This is a genomic window from Dyella subtropica (assembly GCF_026283965.1).
Classification (GTDB): Bacteria; Pseudomonadota; Gammaproteobacteria; order Xanthomonadales; family Rhodanobacteraceae; genus Dyella_D; species Dyella_D subtropica.
This window is the reverse complement of record NZ_JAPDPD010000007.1, coordinates 148463-164403: the sequence shown is the minus strand read 5'-3', so window position 1 is coordinate 164403 and position 15941 is coordinate 148463. Positions and strand designations below refer to the sequence as shown.

At 62.8% G+C, this 15941-nt stretch carries 16 protein-coding genes; 5 read left to right on the top strand and 11 right to left on the bottom strand.

The window, feature by feature from the left end:
- Position 1 precedes the first annotated feature (1 nt).
- The 8 genes from pilV to OUZ45_RS08035 all read right to left on the bottom strand — a co-directional run bounded on the left by pilV (position 2) and on the right by OUZ45_RS08035 (position 7539).
- On the bottom strand, positions 2 to 568 hold the full coding sequence (gene pilV / locus OUZ45_RS08075) for a type IV pilus modification protein PilV (RefSeq protein ID WP_266169419.1): 567 nt from the start codon (positions 566 to 568) through the stop codon (positions 2 to 4).
- Positions 568 to 1056 (bottom strand): GspH/FimT family pseudopilin, encoded by a 489-nt coding sequence (locus OUZ45_RS08070; RefSeq protein ID WP_266169418.1) that lies wholly within the window; start codon positions 1054 to 1056, stop codon positions 568 to 570. The genes pilV and OUZ45_RS08070 overlap by 1 nt, the downstream gene beginning before the upstream one ends.
- A 3-nt stretch (positions 1057 to 1059) precedes the next feature.
- On the bottom strand, positions 1060 to 1431 hold the full coding sequence (locus OUZ45_RS08065) for a type IV pilin protein (RefSeq protein WP_425601678.1): 372 nt from the start codon (positions 1429 to 1431) through the stop codon (positions 1060 to 1062).
- Between the two features lie 478 nt (positions 1432 to 1909).
- A complete protein-coding gene (locus tag OUZ45_RS08055; RefSeq protein WP_266169417.1) occupies positions 1910 to 2737 on the bottom strand; it encodes a transporter in 828 nt (275 codons plus the stop codon).
- A gap of 77 nt (positions 2738 to 2814) precedes the next feature.
- On the bottom strand, positions 2815 to 3603 hold the full coding sequence (locus OUZ45_RS08050; protein ID WP_266169416.1) for a hypothetical protein: 789 nt from the start codon (positions 3601 to 3603) through the stop codon (positions 2815 to 2817).
- A 523-nt stretch (positions 3604 to 4126) separates the two neighbouring features.
- Positions 4127 to 5404, bottom strand: a complete 1278-nt coding sequence (locus tag OUZ45_RS08045) for a GGDEF domain-containing protein (RefSeq protein ID WP_266169415.1) — start codon at positions 5402 to 5404, stop codon at positions 4127 to 4129.
- Between the two features lie 208 nt (positions 5405 to 5612).
- The gene (locus OUZ45_RS08040; protein ID WP_266169414.1) at positions 5613 to 6488 is read right to left on the bottom strand and encodes an arginase family protein; all 876 of its coding nucleotides are present in this window, start codon (positions 6486 to 6488) and stop codon (positions 5613 to 5615) included.
- Complete coding sequence (locus tag OUZ45_RS08035) at positions 6475 to 7539, bottom strand: GNAT family N-acetyltransferase (RefSeq protein WP_266169413.1); 1065 nt, start codon at positions 7537 to 7539, stop codon at positions 6475 to 6477. Before OUZ45_RS08035 ends, OUZ45_RS08040 begins: the two co-directional genes overlap by 14 nt.
- Before the next feature lie 262 nt (positions 7540 to 7801).
- Between OUZ45_RS08035 and OUZ45_RS08030 the strand changes: the two genes are divergently transcribed.
- Positions 7802 to 8056 (top strand): acyl carrier protein, encoded by a 255-nt coding sequence (locus OUZ45_RS08030; protein ID WP_266169412.1) that lies wholly within the window; start codon positions 7802 to 7804, stop codon positions 8054 to 8056.
- A 5-nt stretch (positions 8057 to 8061) separates the two neighbouring features.
- Positions 8062 to 9276, top strand: coding sequence for a beta-ketoacyl-[acyl-carrier-protein] synthase family protein (locus OUZ45_RS08025; RefSeq protein ID WP_266169411.1), 1215 nt, complete (start codon positions 8062 to 8064; stop codon positions 9274 to 9276).
- Positions 9277 to 9335: 59 nt separating this feature from the next.
- Here OUZ45_RS08025 and OUZ45_RS08020 read toward each other — a convergent pair whose 3' ends face one another.
- Both OUZ45_RS08020 and OUZ45_RS08015 read right to left on the bottom strand, forming a co-directional pair.
- A complete protein-coding gene (locus tag OUZ45_RS08020; RefSeq protein ID WP_425601677.1) occupies positions 9336 to 9698 on the bottom strand; it encodes an NUDIX hydrolase in 363 nt (120 codons plus the stop codon).
- Between the two features lie 44 nt (positions 9699 to 9742).
- The gene (locus tag OUZ45_RS08015; protein ID WP_266169409.1) at positions 9743 to 10231 is read right to left on the bottom strand and encodes an NUDIX hydrolase; all 489 of its coding nucleotides are present in this window, start codon (positions 10229 to 10231) and stop codon (positions 9743 to 9745) included.
- A gap of 427 nt (positions 10232 to 10658) precedes the next feature.
- On the opposite strand from OUZ45_RS08015, the gene OUZ45_RS08010 reads away from it, so the two are divergent.
- The 3 genes from OUZ45_RS08010 (at position 10659) to OUZ45_RS08000 (ending at position 14712) form a co-directional block, all read left to right on the top strand.
- Positions 10659 to 11420: a phosphodiester glycosidase family protein gene (locus OUZ45_RS08010; RefSeq protein WP_266169408.1), complete on the top strand. Its 762-nt coding sequence runs from the start codon at positions 10659 to 10661 to the stop codon at positions 11418 to 11420.
- Between the two features lie 91 nt (positions 11421 to 11511).
- Positions 11512 to 13935: a penicillin acylase family protein gene (locus OUZ45_RS08005; RefSeq protein ID WP_266169407.1), complete on the top strand. Its 2424-nt coding sequence runs from the start codon at positions 11512 to 11514 to the stop codon at positions 13933 to 13935.
- A 261-nt stretch (positions 13936 to 14196) separates the two neighbouring features.
- A complete protein-coding gene (locus OUZ45_RS08000; RefSeq protein ID WP_266169406.1) occupies positions 14197 to 14712 on the top strand; it encodes a DUF4019 domain-containing protein in 516 nt (171 codons plus the stop codon).
- A 57-nt stretch (positions 14713 to 14769) separates the two neighbouring features.
- Here OUZ45_RS08000 and dapE read toward each other — a convergent pair whose 3' ends face one another.
- Positions 14770 to 15903: a succinyl-diaminopimelate desuccinylase gene (gene dapE, locus OUZ45_RS07995; protein WP_266169405.1), complete on the bottom strand. Its 1134-nt coding sequence runs from the start codon at positions 15901 to 15903 to the stop codon at positions 14770 to 14772.
- Between the last annotated feature and the right edge of the window lie 38 nt (positions 15904 to 15941).

The following is a 15941-nucleotide window of genomic DNA, read 5'->3' as shown; positions in this document are numbered from 1 at the left end:
TTCATGAGGAGAGATTGGCTATCTGGATTTGGACGCTGACGGTGCGACGCAAGGTTTCGTTGCCGAATTTGCCCTGCCCGCACGTCAGGCCAGGTGTCGCGGTGGACATCAAGCCCTGCCAGGCGACGGTGACGCGATAGATGTTGTTGGTGGCGTCGATCTGATCGACGCACCCGATCGCGCCGATCATCGCGCCCACCCTATTGCCGCCGGAGGTCTCGGCTGCGCCGAGCAACGCATTGTTCCAGGCAGCAAGATCCGCGTTCGCGGTGGCCGCCTGAGCAGCTGTTGGCGACGGCGTACCGGCGGCACAGACCGGCGCGGCGGCTGCCCCTGTGCCTAGAACAACGCCAGTGGCGCCCGCGGAATAGCACGTAGCCACTTGGCGGTTGGCATTGATGCGCGACACCATGTCCTGCATCAGGGTAAGCGCTTGTACGCGTTCGTAGGATTCCATCTCGTTGCGCGACGAGCGGGCCATCATCCCGACCGCGCCCAACAAGGCAATCGCCGCGATGAACAGCGAGACCAACACTTCGATCAACAACATGCCGCACTGGCGCTTCATTAGCAGCCTCCATTGGTGGTCTGCACGCGACCCGTCGCGCCCACGTTGACGCACAGCGGAGTCACGCCGGTGGTCGCTATGCTGGTGTTGACGGTGAATGACATGCCGGTGGACTGCAGCCGGCCGTCGCCGCCGAAGTTGAACTGCGTATGGCTGTTGGACTCGGTGATATTGATGCCGTCCATGGAGGCCTGCGCACGAAGGGTGCTGCTGGAACTCGCCGGCAGCACGGTACCGGTGGTATTGACCGTCCAGCCGCCGGTCCAACCGGCGTTGCTGGCCACCACATACACCGGCGCGTTGCGCTTGACCGCCTCGCTGCGCGCGAGCGCCACCGCCGAGGTGATGTCCATCGAGGCGTTTTTGACCTGCTGCTTGCGCAGGAACGGCCCCATCTGCGGCGCGGCGATCATCAGGATGATGGCTAACACCCCGAGGGTGACCATCAGCTCGACTGCGGTATATCCATGCTGCGGTCGCATACCCATGGCCTATTTCCAACACTTGGTGGAAGAGCCGCTCGCCGACTTGCTGCCGGAGCTGGTGAGCGTGAGTACATTGCAATCGGTATCGCCGGTCTGGCTGTTGATCGGGGTGGCGGTGATGTTGAAACTGGGCGGCGGACCGCTGTTTGTGGCCACCGCCATCGTGTAGTTCGGCGAGACCGTATCCGGCATCACGGCGTAGCCAAGGCTGGACGCGCTGGCCGCATACGAGCGGTTGTCGATCATGTAGCGTTCTTGCGCAGCTGACATGTCCAGCATGACCTGCTCCGCCGCGGAGCGATTGCCATGCAGCACGTACTTGCGATAGCTGGGGAGGGCGATGGCGGCAAGGATCGCGACGATCGCGACCACGATCATCAGCTCGATCAAGGTAAAGCCGGAGGGTCGCGTCTTGCGCGCAGACACCGGTGCTGCGGTCAGCACCACCTGGTTAGCAGAACCGTATTTGCCCATTTGCAGCCCCCATAGGGCTTCAAAACTGGTCGGGCCTAACGATCCTCCATGATCTCCATGGCAGAGAGGAGTGCTTCCAGTGTGCTACCAGGAGTGACGCGGCGTGCCACCTAGTGTGACGCAGTGTGTCACCTGGAGCGATGCAGTCAATATTCAGATTGGTGTATTTAGCGTGACGAGTAGTTATGCGAGCGGACCGGTGCAAACAAGCCCTGTGCAAACAAGCGTTACCTCATCGAACAACAAAGCCAGTAACGCTTTCCGTTAGTGCATACGCATGCATGGCTTGTGCCTGCATGCGCAGGCCTATGCCTTTCGTCCAGCTCCTACACGCAGGCAGGGCGCCGACAGTTGGTCAGACCGGCGGCGCCTGCACGTTGCATCAGAACGAATAGACCACCGAAGCGCCCACGCCCCAGTCCGGGCTGCCGTCGCTGAGGCCCTTGCTGGCATAGGCCTGAGCCTTCCACGCACTGGCGAACTTGTACGAGTAGTAGCCCGTCAATTCGCTGCGCGAGAAGCCCGTGCTCGACGCTTTCTCGCGGTAGTCGTAGTAGGCGCCGACGCTGCTCTGCTGATCGAGCTTGTAGCTCGCACCCACGTTGGCGCCAAACACGTTGTTGAGGCGGATGAATTGCGAGCTGCCGAGCCAGGTGTAGCTCACGCCGCCAAACACCGTCCATGCACCGAAGCCCTTGTACAGATCGACGGCGGCGGTGTAGTCGTTCTTGCCGGTGCCCAGCGCCTTGTCGGCATCGGCAGTGCCGAACTTCACCTTGCCGGTGAGATCGATGCCGAAATTCGCCGCCTTGTTGCTGTAAGCCTCGTAGGTCGCGGCGGCAATCACATCGCCCAAGCCGGAAGCCGAGCCGTTGCTGGTCACGAGCGTCGGGGTCGGGGTCACTACCACCGCCCGGCCCTTGCCACGCCCCTTGGGGTTGCCGTTCTTCACCGGACCGATGCCCGGGATCACATCGCTGGGACCGGTCACATGGATGTACGGCACCGTCAGCTTGAATGACCAATCGCCGGTGTCGTAGCCCAGGGTGAAAGGCACCTGGGTGATGTCGGTGGTGGTGGAAGTGCCGTACTTGCCGGAGGTGTAGTCGACACCTGCCCCCACCTTGACGACGTCATCCGCATGGGCAGTTTGAGCCACGAGGCCTAGTACACCGAGGGCGCAAAGCGTGCTCGCGTTCTTGAAATTCATTCGGGTTTCCTCTGGAACAGCAGCAAGGGAGACCTCCGCGAGGTCTCCCTTGGATTCATTGTTTTTGTGTAGATGGATCAGCGACCGCCGCTATGTTCCGGCTTGTCGGGACGTTCGGGCTTGTCAGGACGATCGGCCTTGGCCGGGCGCTCCGGCTTGTCAGGGCGATCGACCTTGGCCGGCTTATCGGCCCTCTCCGCCTTGTCAGCGGCCCGCTCAGCCTTATCTGCCGCCTTTTCGGCCTTGTCCTCTGCCTTGTCTGCCTGCTTCTCGGCCTTGTCCGCTTTCGCGTCCTTGTCGCCCTTGCCGCCGCGAGCGATGTCGTCGCGATCCGGCACGGGCCCCTTGGCCTTGGCGGCGCTCACTATCTCGCCGACTTTGAAGCCGAGCGTATGGGCAATCTGCCCCCAGCCCTGCCCCTGCGCACGCAGTGCCAGCACGCCAGAAAGCTGCACCGGGCCCGCCGATGTGGTGATCGCACCGCCGTTCAACGCCGCCTGGAGTTGGGCAGCCGACGGCTGGGTGATTCCCGCCTTGGTGAGCTCAGCCTGGGCCAGTGCCAGCGCGATATTCAGGTTGCCGTAGCTGAGCTTGCCGGTGTCCGGCGTAAACGTGGTCTGCACCGCCGGGCTGGTGGCGGTAGCCGGCGTCACCAACACGATGGCCGTGCCATTGTGCAGGCCATCCACTAGCGCCTGCGCGTTATTGGTGGAGCCCGCAAGCGACGTATAGGAAGTGACCAGCTTGCCGCTTTCCTGTGTCGAAGCAGTGGTCGACGGCGTGTCGGCGGCGAATGCGACCTGGCCGGTGATGCCGAGGCCGATGGCGGCACTCAGCACAGAGAATGCGAGTAAATGTCTTTTCATGATTCGCCCTTGAAACTGCTGATGGAAGGAACCCGCTCCCGTCGAGGCACCCATCAAGGGTCATCAGATGAACTCCGCACCTGCCATCGGTACCCCCCGTCCGATGGCCTCCACGCAAATGCTGACCGATGGACAGTCACTCTGGAAAGACGCTGACGCAAAGCCATTCAGCGCTGAGCAGAACTTGTTCTGGCCCGTGATGCGAGGTGTTTTCGCGGTCTGCGCGCCACGTCTCGTTTCAGCACGTCAAAGCTTGCACCTAGCTTTCGAAACACCCTCAATCAGCAGCACTGATGAAGCTGATCTCCGTGAAAAAAATTTCAATCAGGACGCTGTCAGTGATGACTATGCTGCGAACGCAAGAAAAAAATTCGCCGCACACAGGGGCAGGAGCTGCTCCATGGCACGTAGGTCGACGGAAGAGAGGCGACTTATCTCCGGCACACCCTGTGACGCTTGATAGCTTCGCGGGGGAGTGGAGCGGCAGTAAGCCCCGACATATCTGCATATGACGTGACGAGGTTCAACTAACCCCGCTAGCCGCTCCCAGAACAGGCTCTCGACGAAACGGTTTGCGCTCGTACATCGCGCGATCGGCGACCGCGAACAGATGGGTGGCGTCAAGCGCGTCATCGGGATACAGCGACACGCCGATACTGGCGCGGACGCTCAACGTGCAGCTCTGAATTTCGGTGCCCTCATGCAGCGAGGACAGCAACTTGCGGGCAACGGCGTCCGCCGCCTCGCGGTCTGCCACCGGGTTCAGGATCACCGCGAATTCGTCGCCGCCGAGTCGGGCCAGGACGTCGTCCTGACGAACCGTGCTGCGAAACTGCAAGGCCACCCACCGTAGCAGTTCATCGCCGATGGCATGGCCCATGGTGTCGTTGATCAATTTGAAGTTGTCCAGATCGATCACCAGCAGCGCCAGCTTCGACGAACCCGATGGCAGAGCTTCCAACGCCTGCTGCAGACGGTTGACGAACATGCGCCGATTGGGCAGGTCGGTCAGAGCGTCGTGCAGCGAGGCATGCTCTGCGCTCGACAACTGCTCCTCAAGCAGGGTGAAGATCATGCCAGTGGCGACCAGGAACTTGGGCAGATTCCAGACCTCGGCGTCGACGTGGACATTCGGCAGCAGTAGATCCAGCAGATCGCCGACCGGGAACACGAACGCCCAGGCGATAAAGCTGAGCGTAGTAAACATCGTGCCCGCCGAGGCGCGCGGCGCGCTCTGCCGATAAGACGCCGCCACCGCCAGATAGTGCCAGCACAGCATCCAGGTTATCGCTTGCTCGCGATAACCGGTAACCAGCAACGCAGCCTGCATCGTGTAGACGACAACCGTCATGCTGGGATGCCACACGCCGGCGGGGCGACCCGATGAGCGCCGTCCGCCGTGGAGCATCCACAACGACGTGCCCAGCCCCGCTAAGGTCAGGATCACATACGGCGCATCCGATGCGAGGCTGTATTCAGCGCAGCAGATCAGAGCGACATCGGGCAGCGCGCTGAGTAGCGTCTGCAGCAGATTGCGCCAGCTACGTTGGAAGCGACCGTTGCTGGCCCAGATGAAGGCGTGGCTGGCCAGCACCAGCATCGACAACGAGATAGCGGTGGCGCCAGATTCCTCCTCACTCATGTTCTGGCTGACGAACTGGGCCATGATGTGGATGAGCAGCATCGCCCAGCCAACCAGCCAGAAGTGCAGTCGCGTCTGCTGTGTGCGGCGCAGCAGCGACCAGAACACCGCGATCAGGCCGCCAATGGCGAGAAAATCCGGCAGCACTGAGAAATTCATGCGGACGTCTGAGCCGACCCCTCTTGGGTTCTACTTCTTTCGTATACAGCGGCTGCAGGTGGCAAATCTTTAGCGAGCCCGCAGCTGCAGGCTGTTCAATATCTCCGCGTGGCCCGAGTTGCTTCGCAGAGGGATCAGGTGGCGCAGCGCCTGGGAGGCTCTGCCATCCGCTGGGGTTTGTTGTCCCTCATTCCAACCTAACGCATCGTCAAACACTGCACTCCGCAATCGCAGCCAGCAGCCGCGCATTCAACGCGCGCTGCTGCATCTGCCATGCATCCAGCTCGCTTTGCGGAATCGGTGCCTGGCCGTCCATGCCGCTGAGCATGCGCTTCCACCACGTAGCGTAGGCGAACGCGGAGACTTCGCCATTGATGTCGCTGGCGATGATGCGTCCACGCAAGGCCTCGATGATCGCCATCGCGTGGTGTTCCTCGATGCGCCCCTGGTCCCAGTTGGTGCGCGCGGTATCGATGCTGAAGGCGTCCTTGTCGATCGATAGATACGTGGCTTGCGGGGCGCGACGCAATTGTTGAATGAAGGCACCCGTGAGTGCGTCGGGATTCTCGAAACGCTGGAAGGCGTCGGCCAGTCCAAAGCGCTTCGCCCAGGACACATCCACATCCATACACCAGTAGCTCAGCTTGCCCGCGCGCAACGGCTGCAGGTAGTTCTCCCACGCATGCTTGGCGCCGATGTCCCCGGAGGTGATACCGATGACGTGTACGTGGTTGACGTACGGCAGCATGGCGACCTTGCGCACCCACGAGCCGCAGTGGATGCCCCACGGAAAACGCATATTGTCGGGATGGTTGTCGAACACCACCAACTGGAATGGCCCGCGCGCGCGCTGCCGCTCGACCAGCGGCCAGGTCAGGTGGTGATAATCGCCCGAACCCATCAGCACCGTGCCGTAATCGTCGGGAACGGTGGCATCGAGATGACGGCGCAGGCGATCGAATGTACGCAGCGCGCAACCGAAGCGAATTGCTTCCTGCCAGTCAGCCAGTGGAATCGTGGTGGCGCCCGGGATCTCACCGACCGAGCCATCGAAGTCCAGGATCAGCGGATCACGTTTGCGCATCGGCCTGCTTTGCCCATTGACTATCGCTTTCGAAGAAACGGCCCAGGCGCCGGGCCAGCGCACGCAACAGCGGATTGCGCAGGTAGATGGCGTGGCGGGTCAGCGTGAACTTCGCACCAAGATAGGATTTGATCTCGGGATCGGTCCAGCCTGCCACATAGTGTGTCAGCCCCTGCTCGCGTGCCCAGGCCAGATTGTGGAACCAGCTGGTGAAGTACAGGTTCTGCTCGCGCGCCTGCGGGTAGGCAAAGCCCACGTATTTGTCGATCAGCTTGCCGTCGATGGCGAAGCACAGGTTCCAGCCGATCGTCTCGTCCTGATGCCGGTAGACGAACGCGACACCACCGTGGCTGGCGTCGCGCAATACGGCGGCGAAGAAATCGCGGCTGAGTTTGTCGAAATGGATTTCGCTCTGCGCATAGACGTTCTCGTAGAGACGGTAGTACGCGTCGACAACGGCGTCGTCGACAAAGCGTGCATCACCACAGGCCACGGCCTCTACCGTCACCTCATCGCGCTTGCGCAGTTTGCGGCGGATGTCTTTGCGCCGGCTGGAGGACAGGCGCGCGAGATACTCGTCTTCACTGGCAAAGTCGATTGGCACATAGGCCAGCGCCTGGCCTTCGAGCAGCACGAAGCCCCCGCTCTGGCAGGCCTCGGCGAAGCGTGTGCACCAGTCGCGGCTGGCGGCATCGCATAGCGGCGAGTCCTGCGGAATGTCCTTCACGATCATCAGCCGCTGCCCGCGGCCGAGCTGTGCGCGGAGTTCGCCCGGCAGCCTGGCCGGGTCCGCTGTACGCGGAAACAAGGCGTACTCGGACACCGTGGTACCGACAAAAGCCGTGCGCCAGCGCAACAAGCGCCCCCACCAGCGATAGCCGGGAACGCGGGCGATCCGCTTGCGCACCTCCGCGTCGGCCGTGGTGAGCAGGTCGAACGGCGCGACAAAGGCCGGCGTGCCAGCCGCTTCCAGCACGCGGAAATCGATGGGGGGATGCTCGACAAAGCGGGCGACCAGGGCGTCCGGTTCGAGCTGATTGAGGTACCGCACAAGGCATTTCCACGAAGCGTCAGCGGATAGCATACGACCCCGAGCGCCCGCAGTCAGGGCCTCCGGCCATATGCCACCGTACCGACGGGATCATTCATAAGATTCACGAAAGGCTGCACGTGCAGGATGCCGCCCGTCGCCATGAGAACGCTGGCAATCTGGACAATACGACGGCACTTCGTCAGGCTTTAAACAATCGGCCCGGGCCTATGCCCCTCTCCGATGCCCTAACCCTTGGCGCCATGGAATCCAGGAAGCGATCATGAGCAACGTACAACAGGAAACTTTTGAAATCATCGCCAAGCAGGCGAAGATCGACATCGCCACCATCACGCCCGAGTCCACCCTGAAAGAGCTTGGCGTCGCCTCGCTGGACGCCATCGAAGTGATCTTCGATCTCGAAGAGCATTTCGACGTGCAGCTGCCCAATGAAGACGCCGACTTCGACAACGGCACCGTGGGCCAGCTGGTTGCCGCCGTCGAACGCCAGATCGCCACCAAGAAAGCCGATAGCTGAAATCCATGCGCCGCATCGTCATCACCGGTATGGGCGCCATTTGCGCGCTCGGACACGACGCGCCTTCCACCTGGAAGGCCATGACCGAGGGCCGCAGCGGCATCGGCCCGATCCACCACATCCTGCCCGGCCAGCTCCGCAACGGCGGAGTCGCGGCTGAGGTCAGCGACTTCGACCCCACCCACTATTTCGACGAGTCGCGGCTCAACCAGCTCGATCCGGTGAGCCAGTACGCGCTGGTCGCGGCTGGCGAAGCCATTCGCCAGTCCGGCTTGAGCTTCGAGGGCGAGTACGCAGCGCGTACGGCGGTGGTGGTGGGTACCGGTGTGGGTGGCGAGACGACCCGCGACGACCAGTACGAAAAGCTGTATGGCGAGCATGCCGGCCGTTTCCATCCGCTCGGCATTATCCGCATGATGATGAATGCGCCGGCGAGCCAGATCAGCATGGTGCACGGCATTACCGGCCCAGCCTTCGCCCTGGCCAGCGCGTGTTCCTCGTCCAATCACGCCTTTGCCCAGGCCGCGATGATGATTCGCGCCGGCCTGGTGGATACCGCCGTGGTCGGCGGCACCGAGGCCTGCGTCACGCTTGGCACGCTGCGTGCCTGGGAAGCCATGCGCGTGTTGGCGCCGGACACCTGCCGCCCATTCAGCAGTGGCCGCCGCGGCATCGTGCTTGGCGAAGGCGCCGGCATGTTCGTGCTCGAAACACTGGAACAGGCACAGGCGCGCGGCGCCACCATCCTGGCCGAGCTGACCGGCACCGGCATGAGCTCGGATGCGGGCGACATCGCCGCGCCTTCCGAAGTGGGTGCAGCCAACGCTATCGCCTATGCGCTGCGCGACAGCGAGATGTCGCCCTCCGAGGTCGACTACATCAACGCGCACGGCACTGGCACCATCGCCAACGACAGTACCGAGACGCGGGCGATCCATCGCGTATTCGGCAAACATGCGCGGGCGCTGGCGATCTCCTCCACCAAACCAATGCACGGCCACGCGCTTGGCGCTGCCGGCGCGCTGGAACTGATTGCCGTCATCGGCGCGCTGCGCGATGGGATCGTGCCGCCGACCCTCGGCTACCTTGGCCCCGATCCGGCCTGCGACCTGGACTACGTTCCCAACCAGGCCCGGCAGATGCCCGTGCGTGCCGCCATCAGCAATTCGTTCGCCTTCGGCGGGCTCAATGCAGTGATCGCGCTACGCCGCGCTCCCTGATAGGGATATAGCGGCAGCCCCATACGCAAAAGCTTGCGTATGGGGCTGCCGCCCCCCCCTCAAGTCAGCAAGGGCAGCAATTGTTCCCGGCTGAGCTGCGCCACAGGTAGCTCGCCCATGTGCGCCGGATCGATCCAACACAACGATTCGATCTCCGCCCGCGCCTCGAACGGCCCGCTGGCGCTCACTTCGTAAACCACAGCCTCGACTACGCATCCAGGCTCATTCGCTGCTGGCGCACTGAAGTGTCCAAGCAGCCGCGCGCCTTCGCGCTGCATGGTGCACCCCAGTTCCTCGTGCAGCTCCCTCGCCAGCGTGTGCAAATCGTCGAGATCATCATCGTCGCGCTTGCCGCCGGGTTGCTGGAACACCTGTGCTCCGCGTTTGCGTACCAGTAGCACGCGACCTTCCGGATCGCGAATGACGGCAGCGACGATCTCGATCGTTCGCGTTGCCAGTCCGTCACTCATAGCCGCGAGTACGACCACGACTGCATGCGGCCATCCTTGTACGGCATCACACCGTGGAACGGACGAGGGTCGCCATCGAACACCAGCGGCAGGAAATGACGATCGCCCTCCCACATGGGCAGCTCCATCAAGCGATCCACCGCCACCCACTCCAGCGTGCCCTCGTGGTTGCCGGCGTGTGGTTCGCCGCTGTAACGCTCGATGACGAAGATGAAGCCCAGCCAGTCTTCGCCGTGCTTGCCAAAACCAGGCCAGTTGAGGGTGCCGCGCAGCTGCATGGACTCGCAGTGGATGCCAGCTTCTTCATAGATCTCGCGGCGCATGCAGGCGGCGATATCCTCGCCCGGCTCCATCTTGCCGCCGAGGCCGTTGTACTTACCCAGGTGTTGGTCGTCCTGGCGCGCATTGCGATGAATCATCAGGACCTGGCGACGGTCCGGCGAGAGAACGTAACCGAGCGTGGCAACAATGGGGGTGTAGGGCATAGCTTGGCGCACTGCGGAAAAGCGGCAGTTTACGCATTGCGCCTGAATGACGCAGCCGTCCGGGCTTGCACCGATCACACTGACCCGGCGACCATCGGCATATGTCAGCCCCCGCCACCTACCGCCCGCTAAGAGTCTGTTCCCGCTCTCCGCGTAGCCCGCGTTGCTTGTCCGTGGGTGCCAGGTGGTAGTGCGTGGCGCAGCGCCTGGCTGGCTGCCAGGCCCAGCCGCGCGCTGCCGCATGGTGCCCACGGACAAGCAACCCTCCGGGCCGGGTCTGTTTGCCCGCATGGCGGCGGCGTCACTCAGTAGAGTACGGACGTCGCCCCTCGTCAGTGCCTTCATCCTGCGCGCAAACCGATCCCGGCGCGGGCCACGCGGAGAGCGGGAACAGGCTCTTAACCGCGGATCGCTCCCGTGCTGGCTCATGATCCTGGCCCTGATGGGCAGCCTCGCCGGCTGCTCTCGCCAGGCGCAGGCGGTGGATAGCGACGAAGTGGTGTTCGACAGCCAAACCTTCCGCGTGGTGAGTGTGGACTTGGAGCGCGAGTCGCTGAGCCTGCACTGGAAGGACCCGGAGAACGGCCAAGCGTACGGCGATATCGAGACCCTTCGCCAATGGGGCCTGGCGCACGACCGGCGTCTGCTGTTCGCCGCCAATGCCGGCATCTACGACCGCCAGCTCGCTCCGTTGGGTCTTTATGTAGAAAACGGCAAGACGCTGGTGCCGTTGAACCTGGTGCGCGGAAATCCGGCGGCGGGCAATTTTTCAATCCAGCCGAATGGCGTCTTCGCGATCTATCCGGACGGCCATGCCGCCGTGCGCCCCAGTAGTACTTTCAAGGTAGATGGCAAAGGCGCGCAATGGGCGACGCAATCCGGCCCGATGCTGCTGATCGACGGCCAGATCAACGATCAATTCGTCGACGACTCCGCCAGCCTCAAATGGCGCAGCGGCGTCTGCGCCAAGGCACCGAAAAAAGTAGTGTTCGCGGTGAGCGAAGCGCCCGTGAATTTCCACACCTTCGCCCGCCTGTTCCGCGACGAACTCGGCTGCCGCGACGCGCTGTACCTGGACGGCACCATCTCGCAGTTCTACGTGGACGGCGACGGCTATGCGGGTGCGCCGACCTTTATGGTGAAGCCCTACGCGGGCATCTTCGCGGTCTTCACCAGCGACAAACCGTAACGCTCCTACAGACATCACGCTGCCCCGCGTCATGGACCGACCACGCGGCACGGGTACACTCGCGACTCTCCTTCCAGAGGCCGCCGGATCGATGACGACCCAACGACGCTTCCGCTGGTTGCGCTTTCTGCTGCTGACGCTGCTGATGCTGGTCATCGGTGTTGTCGCTACGGGCTGGTATCTGCTTGCCGGCAGCCGAGCGAAGCTGGATGGCGACATAGCCGCCGCTGGACTCCAGGACAGCGTAAGCATCAGCCGCGATGCGCTCGGCACGGCGACCATACAAGGCAAGAACCGCGACGATGTCGGCTTCGCGCTGGGTTATGTGCACGCGCAGGAACGCTACTTCGCGATGGATCTGATGCGCCGCTTGCCCGCCGGCGAACTGGCCGAGTTGATCGGCCCTGCCGCACGGGACACCGACCTCAATCATCGCCGCCACCGTCTGCGCGCCACCGTCGAGGCAGCCTATGCGCAACTCCCGCTGGAACAGAAACGCGAACTGGAGCGCTATGCCGAAGGTGTCAACCAGGGATTGTCCGACCTGCATGTGAAGCCCTGGGAATATTTTCTGCTCGGTACACAGCCGCAGCCATGGCGTCCGGAAGATAGTTTCCTGGTCATCGCGTCTATCTATCTGGACTTGAACGGGGATGGCGTCAACGAACGCGAGCTCAGCTTCGCGCAGATGCGCTCGGTGCTGCCCAAGTTGCTGGTCGATTTCCTGCTCTCGCCGGATCCCGACTGGGAGGCGCCGCTCAAGGGTGATTTGTCGCGTCCACCGGTGATCCCTGGCGAAGACGTTTTCAACCTCCGCGATCGTCCCACCGCATCGCGGGCGAACGCCAGCGCCCTGGCGGCCGCGCTAGCGCCAGCCCTGGATCAGGCGCGCCCAGGCAGCAACAACTTCGCTGTCGCGGGCAGCCTCACTGAAAACGGCGCGGCCATCCTCGCCAACGACATGCATTTGAGCCTGCGCGTGCCCAATATCTGGTTTCGCGCGCGTTTGCGTTATGCCGATCCGACCGCACCCAACGGACAGCGCGATGCCAGTGGAGTCACCCTGCCCGGCACCCCAGCGCTGGTCGTGGGTTCCAACGGACAGGTCGCGTGGGGCTTCACCAACAGCTACGGCGACTGGCTGGATTGGGTACGTGTATTGCGCGATCCCAACGACGCGACGCGCTACAAAGTGCCTGAAGGCTGGGCCCACATCGAGACGCGCGACGAAACGATCCGCATCAAGGGCGAACCGGCGAGCACACTGAAAGTCGAAATCACGCGCTGGGGGCCCATCCTCGCCAAGGACGTCGATGGCACCCCGCTTGCACTGGCGTGGATCGCCGACCTGCCGCGCGCCTACAACCTGGGCTTGATGCAATTGGAGCACGCCACCAGCGTCACTGCCGCACTCGATCTCGCGCCTCAGATGGGTATGCCGCCGCAAAATCTGCTGGCGGCCGACAGTGCCGGCAACATCGGCTGGACCATCACCGGCAACAGCATTCCGCTGCGTGTCGGTTTCGATCCGTTACTGCCTGCCGACTGGTCGCAGCCCGATACCGGCTGGCAGGGCTGGGCAACGCCAGCGCAGTATCCGCGCATCGAGAACCCAGCCGATGGCCGTCTGTGGACAGCCAACAACCGCACCGTCGACAGTGCCGACCTGGATTTGCTCGGCCAAGGCGGCCATGACCTCGGCGCACGCGCACAACAGATCCGCGACGATCTTCGCGCACGCAATAACTTCGCGCCGGGCAACTTGCTCGACATCCAGCTCGACCATCGCGCCCTCCTGCTGACCCGCTGGCAGCGTCTACTGCAGGACACGCTGGCCGGCGCCCGCGATCCGGCCCTGGATGAATTGCGTCAACTCACTGCGCAGTGGCGCGGACGCGCGGCCACGGACAGCGTGGATTACCGCTTGGTGCGTGCCTTCCGCAGCAAGGTGCACGAAGCCGTGCTGGCCCCCTTCGTGGCGGAGGTGAAGCAGCAGCATGGCGACTTCAGCTGGCCCCGCTCGAGCAGTGCAGAAGCTGCCGTGTGGACACTGATCCGCGATCGCCCTATGCACTTGCTGGACCCACGCTACGCGGATTGGAGCGCTTTGTTGCTCAACGCCGCCCATCAAGTCGCCGATGAACTCGGCCAGCAACCCGGTGGACTGGCCGCGCGCAGCTGGGGTGAAGTGAATCGCACGGCCATTCGGCATCCGTTGTCACGCGCATTGCCTGATTACGTCGACCGCTTGCTCGACATGCCGGACGAACCGCTGCCGGGCGACGAAAACATGCCGCGCGTCGCCAAACCCGGTTTCGGCGCTTCCGAGCGCATCGATGCTATGCCAGGGCACGAGGCACAAAGCATTCTGCACATGCCGGGCGGCCAAAGCGGCAACCCGCTATCGCCTTACTACGGTGCCGGTCACGAGGATTGGGTCAACGGTCGTCCCACGCCATTACTACCCGGGCCCGACCAGCACGTGTTGACGCTGGAGCCGACCAGCAAGCATTAACCATCGCGGGCGATATCGTATCTACCGTGAAATATCGCAAGGCTCGAAGGGCTTTCGCGTAGCGCTCTTCAGCCGCGGCATCGCTCAACTCAGATTTATCCCGAAGACTCAGCGAATCCACAGACCTCCGCTGGACAAATAATCCATTTGGACGTCCAAAAAGGGGTGTTCAAAACATCTCTTCAATGGTGGGATACGAAGGCAGCGCATCGGAGAGTTCATCCAATAGCGTTGTCTCAACTACCTGACAGGAGATACGACATGGAACCCAACAAGAGTCGGCATCGTACGACCCGCATCGCGAGCAAGCGGCTGGCATCAGCTGGCGCACTCATAGCACTGCTGACCATGGGCCAGGCACATGCACAGCAAAGCACCTCATTGGACAGCGCTGTCGCCGCCGCCACGCGCTGGGCTGCGCAAGCCGATAACAACCAGGCCGATGCCATGTGGCAAGGAAGCAGCCCCATCATGCAGAAGAGCGTGAACAAGGCTGATTGGAACAAGTATCTCGGCGATCTAAAGAAGCAGCTGGGCGCCACGCAAAGCCGCAACTGGCTGCAGGTGGGCCGCGTGGAAAACCCCAACGGCCTGCCGCCCGGCGAGTACATCAATGTGATCTTTGCCGCCAAGCACGCCAATGCGCCTGCGCTGGAAACCGTCTCGCTGGCGCAGACGTCGAGTGGCTGGTCTCCGGTGGGTTACGTTGTCCGGCCGATCCAGGCTGAGGCCAAACCTTCCGCGAGCGCGCCTGCCGCCACCAAATCCGCCAAATAAAGCGGACTTTCTGCAACGACACGCCAATCACCGGTTGGCGTGTCGTTGCATCAAAACTCAAACAAGCAAACGCTCGCAGATCGTCTGATACAGCGCAGGAAGCTTCTGCAAATCATCGACAGAAACGCATTCATCCACCTTGTGGATCGTCGCGTTGACCGGACCAAGCTCGACCACCTCGGCGCCGAGTGGCGCGATGAACCGGCCATCCGACGTGCCGCCCCCGGTGCTCTGCTCCGGCTCGATACCGCAGAGATCGCGACAAACGCCAACCACGGCATCGCGCAGCGCACCACCTGCGGGGCTCAGGAACGGCTCTCCGGAAAGGTTCCAGTCCAGCTGATAGTCCAGACCGTGCTTATGCAGGATCGCTTCCGCCCGGGTACGCAGGTCTTCGGCGCGGCTGGCCGTGCTGTAGCGGAAATTGATCAGAGCCGTGAGTGAACCGGGTATCACATTGCTCGCGCCGGTGCCTGCGTTGAGGTTGGATACCTGGAACGAGGTCGGCGGGAAATCCGCATTGCCCTCGTCCCAGCGCTCCGCGGCCAGTTCGGCCAACGCGGGCGCAAAAGCATGGATGGGGTTCTTCGCTTTCTCCGGGTAGGCCACATGACCCTGTACGCCTCGTACCGTCAAAGTGCCAGAGAGCGAACCGCGACGTCCCACGCGAATCAAATCACCCAGCCTTTGCTTGGACGAAGGCTCGCCCACCACGCACCAGTCGATGCGTTCGCCGATGCGGCGAAAGTGTTCAGCGACCCGGCGTACACCATCGAGATTGGTCGGCCCTTCCTCATCGCTGGTCATCAGGAATCCCACTCGACCAGGATGGTTCGGATGCGCTGTCACGAACTGCTCCAGCGCGACCGCCATCGCTGCCACCGAGCCCTTCATATCGGCGGCACCACGGCCGTATAGAAGGCCGTCCCGCACCACCGGATGGAATGGGTCGCTCTGCCAGCTGTCCGCCGGCCCTGTAGGCACCACGTCGGTATGACCGAGAAAGACCAGCAACGGCCCGCCTTCACCGTGCGTAGCCCACAGGTTGTCGACCTCGCCGTAGCGCAGATGCTCGATGATGAACCCTGCACGGGCGAGTCGTTCGGCCAACAGCGCCTGGCAGCCAGCATCTTCCGGCGTGACCGAACGGCGGCGGATCAGCTCGGCGGTGAGATCGAACACGGCAGACATGGCAATCCTTGAAGGTGAAACGTAAGCAGTCACATAGG